The organism is Dictyobacter sp. Z7_2, assembly GCF_057551105.1.
In genome coordinates this window covers 776,393-790,186 of the sequence record NZ_BAAJPE010000001.1, presented here as the reverse complement: position 1 = coordinate 790,186, position 13,794 = coordinate 776,393, and the positions used below count along the sequence as shown (strand labels likewise).

7 protein-coding genes and 1 pseudogene are annotated in these 13,794 nt (G+C 42.4%); 4 read left to right on the top strand and 4 right to left on the bottom strand.

All coding sequences use genetic code 11. From position 1 onward, the window contains the following. Positions 1-36: 36 nt before the first annotated feature. Positions 37-3,177: a WD40 domain-containing protein gene (locus AC27N8_RS02990; protein WP_487063801.1), complete on the bottom strand. Its 3,141-nt coding sequence runs from the start codon at positions 3,175-3,177 to the stop codon at positions 37-39. A gap of 450 nt (positions 3,178-3,627) precedes the next feature. Here AC27N8_RS02990 and AC27N8_RS02985 point away from each other — a divergent pair, with 450 nt between their 5' ends. From AC27N8_RS02985 to AC27N8_RS02975, 3 genes are read left to right on the top strand one after another with little or no spacing between them, the layout of a single operon-like run. After that, positions 3,628-5,607, top strand: a complete 1,980-nt coding sequence (locus AC27N8_RS02985) for a VMAP-C domain-containing protein (protein WP_487063799.1) — start codon at positions 3,628-3,630, stop codon at positions 5,605-5,607. 2 nt (positions 5,608-5,609) lie between these two features. Next, a complete protein-coding gene (locus AC27N8_RS02980) occupies positions 5,610-6,602 on the top strand; it encodes an AAA family ATPase (RefSeq protein ID WP_487063797.1) in 993 nt (330 codons plus the stop codon). Positions 6,603-6,609: 7 nt separating this feature from the next. Continuing rightward, a complete protein-coding gene (locus AC27N8_RS02975) occupies positions 6,610-9,006 on the top strand; it encodes an SAV_2336 N-terminal domain-related protein (RefSeq protein WP_487063795.1) in 2,397 nt (798 codons plus the stop codon). Positions 9,007-9,757: 751 nt separating this feature from the next. Here the strand turns inward: AC27N8_RS02975 and AC27N8_RS02970 are convergent. Next, a complete protein-coding gene (locus AC27N8_RS02970; RefSeq protein WP_487063793.1) occupies positions 9,758-11,068 on the bottom strand; it encodes an NF041680 family putative transposase in 1,311 nt (436 codons plus the stop codon). 109 nt (positions 11,069-11,177) lie between these two features. On the opposite strand from AC27N8_RS02970, the pseudogene AC27N8_RS02965 reads away from it, so the two are divergent. After that, positions 11,178-12,268 (top strand): annotated as a pseudogene (locus AC27N8_RS02965) (IS3 family transposase); the annotation flags it as partial. 412 nt (positions 12,269-12,680) lie between these two features. Here AC27N8_RS02965 and AC27N8_RS02960 read toward each other — a convergent pair. Continuing rightward, entirely contained in the window at positions 12,681-13,109 is a 429-nt protein-coding gene (locus AC27N8_RS02960) for a hypothetical protein (protein WP_487063791.1), read from the bottom strand. 36 nt (positions 13,110-13,145) lie between these two features. Next, the gene (locus AC27N8_RS02955; RefSeq protein WP_487063789.1) at positions 13,146-13,778 is read right to left on the bottom strand and encodes a hypothetical protein; all 633 of its coding nucleotides are present in this window, start codon (positions 13,776-13,778) and stop codon (positions 13,146-13,148) included. Between the last annotated feature and the right edge of the window lie 16 nt (positions 13,779-13,794).

Genomic DNA, 13,794 nt, shown 5'->3' with positions numbered 1-13,794 from the left:
TCAGATGTCATCGCTAGTATTCTAGAACAACATCATTTATAGATCAATACGTATGCCTGTAATCCCCCATCTTAATTGATTTAGTGGATCTGTATCCTTGTCTTCAAAATCAACGTATTTTATTCCTTTTAAAAAAGAAGGAATACTATGGTTTTTTGAGGCGCCAGGTAAAAATACAGGTATGACTGAGCATTTTCTGTGAACAAATTCTTGCAGCGTACTGGCAATTTCTGGTCGCTTCCAATAGTTAATATCTTTGCTGCCTAAGAAGACTGCTACTGATTTTACCTGGTTTCTTTGCTGTTCTAAATGCAAGGCCCTGGCCTGTCCAGGTGGAACTTCCCATTGATCGAGCCATGGTAAAATTCCATACCCTTTCAATTGTTCAGCTATAGATTTGACTGCATCGATGTCATCGGGATGATAAAAGAGAAGAACATCAAAATCATCCGTGAATTCTTTACCCTGTATGATTGATTTAGTCGTTTCACGATCTCTTTGCTCGTTAGATGCGTGGTCTGATTGTGAAATGAGTGATGTTGGTATCTCTTCGAGCCTCTCTTCCCGGTCGAGCAGTGAAATGGGGCGTTGGCAGTCCGGAATTGGGCATGAAAGAGATGTATAGTTTCGTGATCTCATCATTCTAATATGTTGTTCCGTGACCACATAGCCACAATGCCCACAGATAAATATGCGGCGTCGCTGGATACTTTGAGGAAGTGCTTTACGCTGGAGATGCAAAGAGACTAGCTCTTCAAAAAGGAAACGAGTCTGTTCATTTGCTTGGCCGTCGAAGCGAAGAGCTAGCTCACCACGCCCTTCACCTTTATTATACAGGATTACGCCGCATGTTCCACCAGTATTTGCTGCGTACATAGCTGCATCTTTCCATAAATCGATTTTTTTGAAGATGTCACTCTGCGAGAGACGGACGACCAGGGTAGTATAGATGTTTAAAATTGGTCCCTCAAACTCAAAGACGACGGTTCTCATTTCTGAACTGAGGAGCTCAGGATTTTCTCGAGTTGATTGTGATGGAAAAACGAGGAGTTCACCTTCGCGTAGTACGATTTCGCGGCGTAACAGATCTTCGATCATCGCAATGAGCAAAAGTTTTTCCTGCTTTCGATTTGGAATGCGCTCATCAGATGGCAAATCGAAATGGCCAATCCGGGCCTGCTCTTCTGCAATTGTTCCCAGACCATCAGGTTCACCTTTGACTGCGTTAATAAGTGCCGACGCATAGGCATCTAGCAGTTCAGGCTGAAGCAGAACAAGATTACCAAAACTTAATTGCTTAATGAAACCAGTTGATTCGACACGTCCTATACAGGTTTCAAATTGAGCTTTTAATCTGTCTGTTTCAACAGGAGCATTATTGGAGTTTAGAAAGAGATGATAGAGAGACTCAACAGTGGAGAGAAGCTGTCCTGCTTTTTTTTGTTCGACAAGAAAATTTTTGATGTCCTGAAAGAGAGATGTAGAACTAACTTTTGGTAATTGTCTCCAATTGATACTTTCAAGAATTACCTTTTGAACATCAGAAATCTGTTTCCCCTCTTTCGCACTTGTTTCAAAGTAGCCATCAAAGCTTAAATCTTTTACTAGTAATTCAATACGCTCCGCACTGACGCCAATCCCTCCACGGTCTGTTCGAGCAGCCACTAAAAATTTCTTTAGTGGGAGGCTGGCATCTCCCTGAATGACTTTGGCTTGACGTAACGCACGATCCCAATGTTGGACACCAGCAAAAGGATCTGTTTCGCTATGAGCGTCAAAAACAACCAGAGCAACGGCTACTTCATCTAAGTGCAATTGATGAATAAGGCGGTATCCTGGCTGTCCAGCTAAATCCCATAAAAGAATTTCACGTCTTTCTTTCTGCCGCCCTTCGTCATGTACTTCCCTTGTATCAAAAGTCCAGACGCGCCGACCATGAGTGGATTCAGTAGGAGTAAAGACCTCTCCACTCAGCGCCAGACCAAGACCTGATTTACCCACACCGCTATCTCCAACCAGTACTACTTTCGCATTTGAGTAGTGGACTGTGTTTCTGAGTGCGGAGGTGCTAAGAAGCTTTGCCAGATCAAGTTCCCAAATGCTGGCATCGGGGTACTTTGCTCCTGGTAAGGCAAGCATTGCTTCCGTTGGATGGACTGCGACGGGAGCATTTCCTGTTAGATGTAACGCAGCGATCGTCTCCCAAGTATCTGTATACCAGATATGAACATCTTTTCCACCACCTGAGGGGGAATAGGACGCAAGAAAATATCCGTTAGGAAAAAATTGGAGTGCGTCAACTGTATTGGTATGCCCTTCTAAAATGTTTGTTAATTGACCTGTTTGAATATTCCAGAGGCGAATAGTGCGATCATAAGATCCAGATGCTAATACATATCCATTAGGAGACCAAGCTAGGCTCTTCACGGCAGATGCGTGACCAGAGAATGTATACCGTATTACACCAGTATTGACATACCAGACATAAATAGATCCATCGTTTGTACCAATTGCGAGCATGTGTCCATCAGGTGACCATACCAGGGACGTAATTGCATTTGAAATACGGCGGGAAGGCAATTCTTTAGGTAATCCGGTCTCCGCATCCCAAACATATATTGAACCGCCACTGGAACACGTAGCCAGGAATTCCCCATTAGGTGACCAATTTATTAATTTGAATGTATCGTATTCTTTGCACAAAAAAACATGCTGTATCTGTTCTGTTTTTGAATTCCATAATGTAATGGACTCAAATAGAAAACTATACGCGAGCATATCTCCGTTAGGTGACCATACAAGTGTTTTTACTGTCTCTTTTTTATCATAAGCTGCAATAAGACGTTTTCCTTTTCTTGTCCAAACATTCCATATATATATTCCTCCATCTTCCGACGATGATGCGATATGCTTCCCATTCGAAGACCAGGTTAAATGTCGAATACTATCTTGATGTTCGCCGAATATATGTATAAGTGAGCCTGTATGTCGGTTCCATAAACGGATTGTATGATCAAACGATCCTGAAGCTAATATATTTCCATCCGGAGACCACTCTAGAAGTCTAACAAAGCTTGTATGCCCGGAGAGAAGATAACGTAAAATACATCCTCGAACATTTTCATTTTCTTTGGTATAAGAGGAGGAAAGAGTGTCACAGGTATCTTTTTGTTGCACAGCTAAAAGAACTCCACATCCCCTGTTTCTTTTGACCAGGGAATACTAATATACTGTTAAAGGACTCATGATAGGCATATAATAAGTTTTTATAGTGTAGAGTACGCGTATTTTACTGTCAACATAGCGGGAGCTGTACCACCAAAAAGTAATAGATATCAATATAGAACATTTCATCTATACTATATCTATATTTCAATTCGCTGAAGGGAGTGAGAATTGAAACTTAGGATACTCATGGGAGATACTGGCTGGAATTGGATCTTTGTTTCTCCAAATTTCATATTTTTAGCTGCTTGTGAAGGGTATTAGAAGATGATATAATCTTTGTTACTACAAAAACAGATTGAGCAAAAGATATAAGGATGTTTATGTATTTTTGTCTTTCTGTGGGAAATATTTTCCAGATGAATTACTCTCACAATGTTAGAATACCGGAGATTGAGTATTATGTCAGGTATTTTTCCTCCTTTTTTTTTACCATCTCAGACAGATGTTTTAATCTGTTCTAGTCCTAAAGATAAACAATATATGCAAGAGTTGCGTAAACACTTTTATAACGCTAAGCTGCATATCTGGGATGAGACCATTGCTGCTTCTGGCTCAATATTGTGGGATGAACTAAAGCAAGCCCTTCAATCAGCCAAGGTTGTTATTGTACTTAGCAGTGCAGATCTTTTTTCTTATGAAAATTTTCTCACCTACAAATCTTATATAATTAAGGAAGCTTTACAAAAAAATATTACCCTTATCAATGTTATTCTTAGCCCTTGTAATTTGGACGATGTTGGATTGGCTCAATTTCAACCTGTAAATCCATTATCTCATTTTGCGCCACTTATAGGAATGAATAAAGCAGAACGAGAGAATATATGGATGAAGGTAGTAGAGCAGGTTCGTACCAGAATTGAACGGCCTGTACTTCCTTTTGAGCTTTCATTTGATCAGACTGAAACTCTGACAAAGGTAACGCATTATTTTTTGCAATGCTATTGCATGAATAGCAAGACATTGCGAGAAAGGTTACTGCTCCGACTTTCTCGTTCTCGGGAATGGAAACAGGAGATAAATATATTTCATCAAGATATGGCCGATTTTGTGGGTATCTGTTCTTCTCATAAAGATGGATTTGAAAAACTTGCATATGAAATTTATCAGATAGAACATGCTTCGAAGCCATGGCTAGAGCTCGATAATTATCTGCGTAATAGTCATAAAAAAATTGTGACATATACAAGACTGCAAGAGCTGTACAGTATAATGAAGTCGAAGAAAAAGCTAGATTACCTTTTAGGTCGAGCATACTTGGAAAGTATTCCTCATTGGGGGGAGCCTTGCAACTATAATGTACTTAATAAGCTCCATGTAATTGTTGAGCATCTCGCCTCGTTTTCTATGCAAAATGATAATACCTTTCCAATCCTTGAATTTGTTCAGCGCCTTGCTGACTTTGCTTTGGATCTATCGGATAGAGCACTTCATGATAAGTTAAGTACGTGGGTGAAGAAACGATCAGATGAACTCGGCTTAACTGAGAATCAACGTTTAGCATTAAATGAAAAAGCCAAAAAGAAACGATACGACTCGACTTTCTACCTTCTACTGACACTCGATATTGCAAGTGAGTCTACTTTTTATGTTCAGTTTTGGCTTTTTGATGACCAGAATTGTCTCATTCCAAATGTAATTGTTGATATGCCTGATGAGCCATGTTCGCTTGCAGATGTATCTGAGCTGCTTGAAAATGTGCTGATACAATGTCAAGGACATCTCCAAAAGGAAATGAATAATCTCATTATCGAATTTGCTCTTCCGTTGGAATTACTATCCTATCCTGTTGATCACTATGAAATTTCTATTCACAAGAAAAAGCGTCCCATTAGCCTTGCTCACCCAATTGTTGTGAGATCGCTCGATCGTATGCAAAAAAAATCTTACCAATGGGAACATAAGTGGGAACTTTTTCGGAAAGATGCGAAGGATATGCCGCTTCAAATTGAGGACAAAAGTGGGATGTTCATTTATTCTAAAGAATACTATAAGGGACCCGAAGCGTTCTATGCTACGTTACGAGGGACTTCTATTGCTTGTCTTGCATTCACATTTGTGCCATCAAATCCTCCATTTCAGAACGATGAAGTTCTTCTGGCTGTTTTGGAGGCGGGAGTTCCTGTTGCTTTCTGGCCAAGAGAGCAAACAAATTATCCGAAAGCTTTTCATGAACTCTTGACTGATGTAGTCTCGCAAGGCTCGTTGTCTCAGCTTCCTGCTTTTGTTAAACAGCAACGTTATGATGCTCTTGCAAGTGGGAATAAACAGCGGCATCAAGGGCATCATTTGACACTCTTATGGGATGATCCAAATCGGTTGCCTCCTCCTATTGAAGCAACGAGACAACTGAGAATGCCTTCACCACGGAGAGGAAGATAGATATGGGTCAATGGAGAATCTTCACGGGGAATGGGAAACCTCATGATGGTATACAACGCCTCCCAGCTGCACCTCCTTGGCGAACTTTTACTGGTCGCATTATTGATGTGCTACCTCGTGATGAAGATGATGATTTTATGAAACGTATGCTTGCTCGTGGAGAAGTATTTCAAGCCAGCGAAGAAGTAATTGAACTTGTGAATGCCGCCCTTTATCTTAGACGCCCTCTTCTTGTGAGTGGAAAGCCTGGATATGGTAAATCTTCGCTCGCTTATGCTGTTGCTCGTGAATTGAAGCTTGGCCCTGTGTTGCGCTGGTCGATAACGACACGTTCTTCTCTTGGAGATGGCCTTTACTCCTATGATGCTCTTGCTCGTTTACAGGATACTTCTTATGGTAAAGGAACGTCGGTAGATGAGGCGCTTCCTGATATTGGTCAATATATTCGTCTTGGTCCGCTGGGGGCAGCTCTTCTTCCAGTAGAAAGGCCACAAGTACTGTTGATTGATGAAATAGACAAGAGTGATATTGACCTGCCAAATGACCTTCTCCATATTTTTGAAGAGGGGGAATTTGATATTCCTGAGTTGGTACGTCTTGCCCAACACAATAAAACTGTGCAGGTGTATTTTGGGAAAAACAAGAGTGCAAAAATCTCGATAGAGGAAGGCCACGTGCGTTGTTTGGCTTTTCCTTTAATTATCATGACGAGCAACGGAGAGCGAGAATTCCCCCCTGCCTTTTTGAGGCGTTGCCTTCGTCTCACGATGAAAGAGCCGACAAAAGATGAGCTCGTTTCTATTGTAGAAGCTCACCTTGGATCAGATGTAGCCGCTAAGGCTACAGAAATTATTGATGATTTTATGAATAAAAGACAGCGTGGTGATTTGGCGACAGATCAGCTTTTGAACGCGATATATCTTGCCTCTCGCGGTTTCGATACGCGTGAAAAAAGATATATTTATGAGGCTATTTTGAGGCATCTTTCATCATAGGAGAAATATGCTTTCAAAGCTTATTTCAGTACTCCAAGATGCTCGTCTTTATATGACAGCAGAAGAAATCGCTGATACATTATGGCTTGCACTCCAGATGATATCTCAGCAAGAGGAAGAAGATAGTGTGGAGGACTCTCATACTTCAAATTCTCAGATGCTAGAAGAGACCCCATTAGATCGAAATTCTCTCTTTTTACCGCTTAAATATTCTGATGCTGAAATATCAGATAATGTTTCCATTTATCCATACCATTTTACCAATGATACTATTCCTTCAGTCCCTGGGGCTTCTTTTCGGAGCCCTGAAGCGTCGGCACTGCCAAATGCATTGGCACTTGCACGGGCCTTATACCCTTTCATGCGTCGTGTGTTATCAAAAAATGCTGTTGTTTTTAATGAGAGAGCCACAGCACAAAGAATAGCTGAAATGCAAGCACGTTTGTGGCTTCCTGTTTTTGATCCTGCCGCTATACGCTGGTTTGATGTTGAGCTTATTATTGATGGTGGTGTTTCGATGTGGTTTTGGCAGGAAACTGTTGTTGAGTTGCAGCGCTTACTCGAACATCTCGGTGCATTTCGCAACGTGCGCGTTTGGAAGCTTGCTACAGATAATACCGATCATGTCGAGGTATATGCAAGGAACAATGTTGTTCAAGAACAGGTTCAAGCACATAACCCTAAGGAACTCATCAATCCTAGTGGGCATAGATTACTGTTAGTTGCTTCTGATTGTATCTCGCCAGCATGGCATAGCGGCAAAGTACAGGAACTCCTAGAGCTATGGGGGCAAAAGAATCTTGTCACACTGATTCAAATGTTACCTCGGCGCCTCTGGACGCAAACAATGTTGAAATATGCTGATATAGGGCGTGTTTCTTCATTTCATTCAGGTGAATCAAATCGACGCTTACAATTTAAAAGGGTGTTGGTGCAGTTTGATGACAACAAAGCTGCCCTGTCATCCCTTCCTCTTCCTGTTATCACTTTAGAAACAAGCTCATTTTCATCTTGGGCATCTATAATGACAGCTACCAAAAAAACATGGGTTATTGGTGCAATATTTGAACAAATATCTACTGATAATGCAGTATATAATAGTCTTTCTATTGAGCACTTCCGCGAAAATGACCTCTCTCCCAAAGAAAGAGTCCAACTTTTTCGATTGATTTCATCTTCTTTGGCACGTAAACTTGCTGGATTGCTTGCTGTCGCCCCCATGCCCATCAGCCTTCCAGTTGTAAGAATCGTTCAAAATACAATGTTGCAAGATGCGAATCAGGTACACATTGCTGAAGTATTTCTTGGTGGTTTATTAGAAGAGATCTATCGTGATGAGACAGATCAAGATTTCAACCATGTTCAGTATGATTTTATTGCTGGCATCCGTGATGAATTGATTAATACTGTATCTGTGCCAGACGCTCATCAAGTTCTCCGTGAGACGTCTCAGTTTATTCGAGATCGATATGGCCAACAAAGAGATTTTTTAGCATCTATTGAGGCCTCACAAGTGGGTATGGATCAAGATGTATCGATTGCAATGGGGGGTCGCCCATTCGCGTATATTGAGTTAAGTGCGCTGCGAAGATTTGGTGGTGCGTTTGCCTCTCTTCTTGATCACCTTGAGTCGCAAACTAGGAATTTTAATAAAGTGCAAGTTGAAGAAACAAAAATTGATGAGACTATGATTATCAATTCTTCTAAATTAACAATATTTGAGCAAAAAATTGCAGATATAGAAAAATATATTGATACTAACAGCTTTACGGAATTAACGCTAGAATATTTTATAGAAATAAATATTGAAATAAACAATGCAATATCTACTATACGTCGATCATATCGTCTTTTGGAAGGAAGTATAGATGAGGTGGTGAATTATTTGCGTCTTGCGAGAAAAAACATACAATTAGTAATTGATGATTTTTATTCGACAAAGAGAATTGGGCGGAGATATCAATATATTAAGTCAACTGGACAAGAACTTAGAAGGGCTTTAACTAGTTGGAATATAAAGCTCATTGTTCCCCAAATTGAAGTAGAAGAAATAAAAATTGATGAGATAACAGCTATCGATACTTCTGAGTTGATGGTGCTTAGGCGAACGATCGCACATATAGAAGAAATTATTGACACTACCATTTTCGAAGCATTGACAACAGAATATTTTATAACAGCTTCGGAAGAAATCAATCGTGCAATATATGTTATAAGAGAATATGGACTTTCACCTGGAGCAAATGCAGCTATAGTGCTGAAACATTTGCATCTTGCGAGAAAAAATATACAATTAGTAATAGGTGAACTTTATTCTAAAAAGAAAATTGAGAGGAGATATCAATATATTATGTCAATTGGACAAGAACTTAGAGAATGCCTTAATTATTGGAAGATAGTTTAGCAATAATATAAAATCGGAAAATCAGTCTTTTGAACTCTTCAATATGCAGTAACCTCCTCATCAAAAAGGCTTCTATCTACTTAATGCGCTGATCTTTTTTTACTTTTTATTCAGTCATGCTTTTGATTTTCTTGTTTGTCCACACTCTCTATGGTTCAACCTGCTGGACACCTTTACTCCAAGAGGCTGCTAGTGATTTCTTACTGTTTAATCGTATGCTTGAGCAATTCCTCAAGCTTTCTCTGGTAAAGCGTCTTATAGAAGACTATATGCTAGCATTCATCGCTTAGTGCAGGTAGTACAAATAGATACGATGGAGCAGGGCGAACAACACTAGTGGGTAGAGAGAGTTATACTGGCAGTCAATAAGGTATTTCCTGATAATAGCAAAGATCCAATCACATGGTCATAGTACCTTTGTTCTCTCGATCAAGTACAAGGTTACTACGTTCTGGTAGCAGACACATGCTTCAACTTATTGAGGCGGTGAATCTTCTGAATCGAATAGGTCTCTACTTACATACATGTGCTTTGTACACTTGGGCTGGATAGACTTTCTTGGAGGAGGTAAACTTGAGAGAAAGCATCCAACAGGAGCGTATTAATGAACAAAGAGCAAAGAACCTTCACCAAGGAATTCAAGTTGGAAGCAGTGCGATGAGTTTGATGTTTAGACTAAACGGATCTATCAGAACTTCGAAAGAAGTTCCGTTCAAGAACAAGGACACGAGCTCACATGCCAAAACAGCCGTCACGATGGAACAATTTGAGGCATCTTTGGCTTTTTACGAACCACAGGGAAACGCTCAGCTTTCTTCACGTGCGCTCCTTTTTTGCGGCCTTTCGATTTTCCGCGTGGTTGTGGATGACGTGCTGGCGTCCCCAAAGATGCCAACAATTTGTGCATCCCGCGTCGCACCTGTTGAGGCGTCGGCGAGCGATGGACGCTTTCCCAGGGTCGGCGCTCTGTTTCCACCACCGAGCGTGCCAGGACCAGATGATTGTGGGCAATGGCAACGATCTGGCTCCAGCGCTCAAATTGCTCCGGAGTTCGCAGTCGTGGCCTCTCCCACAGCAAACATTGCTTGTCAAAACGATAGCCATGCTCTTGCCCAAAGCGCAACACGTACCCCAATGCGATCTGGACCACATCGGCACTTTGATCCCCCAACCACACAAACCAGCTGGTGCGTGGATCACGTTCTTTGTTGGTCGCGTGAGGCCGAACGACACGTATGACGGTCAGATCCAAGTAACGCGCCTGCTTGATATGCAAGTCTTTCCACCAGGTCACTTCCACCGGACGTGCTTTGGAATCTTCCCCTTTCCACCCCCCTGTGGGATCGTGATGCGTCGTCAGATCGTTGGGCTGCAATTTGTCTCCGTCTTTGCGTGGGCATCCTCTTTTGCCCGTCGGCGCGGGCGCCATCCGGTAGAAACACCGATTGCTTTTGAGACGTCCCAGCACTCTCACGTGCAGAGTACTGCAGCGACACCACAACCAATTGGCATCATAGCCTCGGTCCAGCACAATGATGACATGCTTGGGCAACAACGGTATCAAACGCCGCAGTTGGGCCTCTGCCACTTCAATGGCAGTGGTCTGCGAGTGGACACGTTGTTGATCGAGCACGTAGGTCCAACTACTGACTGGTTCAGCCAACGCGACCACCGTCGAGAATTGCCATCCAAAGGTGACTGGTTTCTTGCATTCGGGCAGATTATGCATATGTTGAGCCGTCCGATCAGCCGAAGTCATGGCAGCTGGACGCGCAATCATGCTGGCGTCGATGCCAATCCACAGCCATTTGCCCACCTCAGGTGGAGGCAGGTAGCGAGCCAGCAACTCGCGCAGGCGCTTCTCATCGATACGCCCATCTTCGAAGGCTTCGTACAAACTGGGCCAGTTTCGTTCAAACCAGAGCGATTGCGAAATCTCAGGAAAGGATTTCGCGTCTGTTTCGGTCATCAGTCCATCAATCGTATTGAAGAGAGCATCCTTGGCTCGTGGAAAACAGTCATAGATATCGTGACGAAAGTGTCTCAATGTGTTATGGTTCATACAAGTAAAGCTCCGTTTTTTGATTATGAAGGAAACTTTACTTGATCAGGCCGCCCTCCGCAAGGTTGGGGGGCCTTTTGTTCTGTTTAGTCTAAACGTCACATGAGTACAAACCAGTGGAAAAGCGCAGATCCAGGTGGCACGTGATTTGGGTATTGCCGATAGCACTCTGCATTATTGGTGCAAGGAATTCGCACAGGCAGGTGAGAAGGCGTTCCCCAGCAGTGGAAATCCTCCAGCAGGTGAGGAGGAAATACGCCGCCTCAAGCGGGAACTAGAGGTCACGCGGCAGGAGCGCGATATTCTAAAAAAAGCCTTGGCCATCTTTTCGCGCAACCAACTCTGAGCTATCCGTTCATTGCGGAACATGCTCAGCAGTATCCGGTGAAGACGATGTGTCAGGTCTTGGGAGTCAGCGTCAGCGGCTATTACAACTGGTCCAGGCGAGAACCCAGTGCCCACGAGCGGGAAGATGGCGAATTGGCCACGCATATTCTGCGTCTCTTTTCGGCACATCGAGGCGTCTATGGAAGCCCTCGTATTCATGCTGAACTATGTGAACAGGGCATCAAGTGTTCGCGAGTGCGTACCGCTCGCTTGATGCGCGAAATGGAGTTGTGTGCGAAACCCAAATGTCACAAGCCTGTCGGCACACAACGACGCACGGATGCGACGCCTGCTCCCAACGTGCTCAACCGGGATTTCACCGCTCACGAGCCAAACGCGAAATGGGTCAGTGACACGACCTTCGTGTGGACAGCCCAAGGATGGTTGTACGTGGCCGTCATCCTTGATCTCTTTTCCCGCTTGGTCGTTGGCTGGGCTATGGATGAGCATAACAATGAGGAATTGGTCCGGCGCGCATTGGAAATGGCTCTGCAGAGCCGTCTTCCTCCAGCTGAGATGCTGCTCCACTCGGATCAGGGAAGTCCTTACACCAGGAGAGGATATCAGTGGAGGTTGGCTGAACTGGGGATCATTGCCAGTATGAGTCGAAGCGGTGACTGTTATGACAATGCGGCAATGGAAAGTTTCTTCAGCACCTTGAAAGGTGAGTGTGTCGAACGTTCCATCTTTCAAAGCAAGCAAGAGGCTCGACACGTCATCTTTGAGTACATTGAGTGTTTTTACCATCGGATTCGTAAACATTCTACACTCAAGTATATGAGTCCAACGGTCTATGAACAATTGATGAGATAATTTTCATCTTTCCTCTCTCCGAAAAAGTCCTAGAAGTCCACACTATAGTCGGGCCATTGTGTTGAAGCGTGCGCTTAAGATAAATAAGGAGTAATTTGGGAGTAACGCATCTCGACGCGGCACAGAGCCTGAATAATTTGGCTGCTCTCTATGTTATCTAGGGAAGTATGCAGAGGTGGAACAAATGCTTCGCATATCTCTCAAATATCTATCTTTCTAGGTTGGCTCTACATCTTGCTCTCATTTTTGCTATTTGCTTCTTTGCTCAGTTTATCACGCAAAGTGAGGGAAAGCCTCTCTCTTAGCCAGTCTCCAGAAACTGATCAGGGTGAATTCACTTTTATATGTCATCTCTGTAATTCTATGGGGACTACTGAAGTAGCGCTCAGCAGGTGAGATTGCTGATCTACAGTCACATCACTTCTTGACATTGTGTGATGAAAGTTTCTAAGTTTTGTAAGCTTGAAAAAATTTTTTCAAATTCTTTACTCACACTCTGAAAAACAGATGGTGAATTGATGCCCTGTAAAAAATAGGCGAGAACGATGGATATCTTTTGACTTACATATCTTTCCTCGCAGACAAACCTGTAATCTAGCTCAGGATAGTCAAGCATTGGAGTAGTAACAAAAATATCGCTTATTCCATCGATTGAGTTTTTTGCCTGCTTAATACTCTCGACAATCTGAGTCATCTCAAACTTTTCACCCGTTTTCAACACCTTATAAGCCGATTGTAGCTTTTCTCTTGCCGCACGAGTGTGTCCGTAGGCCAAAGCAATTAGATCTTCATGTTCTTGATGTAGGGAGTCACAAGGTTCTTTTGATTGCTCTAAATCCATATGTAGCCTCCAGAGTAGACTCTCAGATAAATATAACTATCGATGGTTTCTGTCAAGGAGAATCTTTTTTGCGTATCTTACGGAATCAATTATTGGCTTCTGCTGGATCTCTTGAAAAACACAGATCAAGATGCGATTGATTTTCGATTCATCAGCGTTTAACCCAAAAGAGATGAACTCCCCTTTCAACTGATGATCCCAGAAGAATATACCAGGAAGATCGTTAAAACCTATCTGAACGCCTGATTTCTTCAAGACAGGAGAATTTTTTAGATAATCAAATGTCTCTGCTGGATGGTTGAATTGTTCAATACTCAGATAGACATCGCATTTATCACGTGACATGCCATCGATAGTCTCATAATGTTTCAGTATATAGGACTTGATACCATCATCCATCGAGGTATAAAGAAACCGAGCATGTAACGGAATATCCTTGAATCTTGCAAGCGGATCTTCCAATGGTACTGTTTGACTTATCTGAACGTTAATTTCCTGATCTATAAGTTTTTTCAGTAGTATACTGTGGGTAGTTCCATTTTGTAATGCTTGCCAATCCCCAATATATGACCACAATGGATCATTCTCGTACCCTGTATAAATTTTATCGATAGATTGCTCATCCGATCTCTGGGATTTTGTACCAAAAGCATCAAAAATATTACTCATCTTCATTCATCCTTGT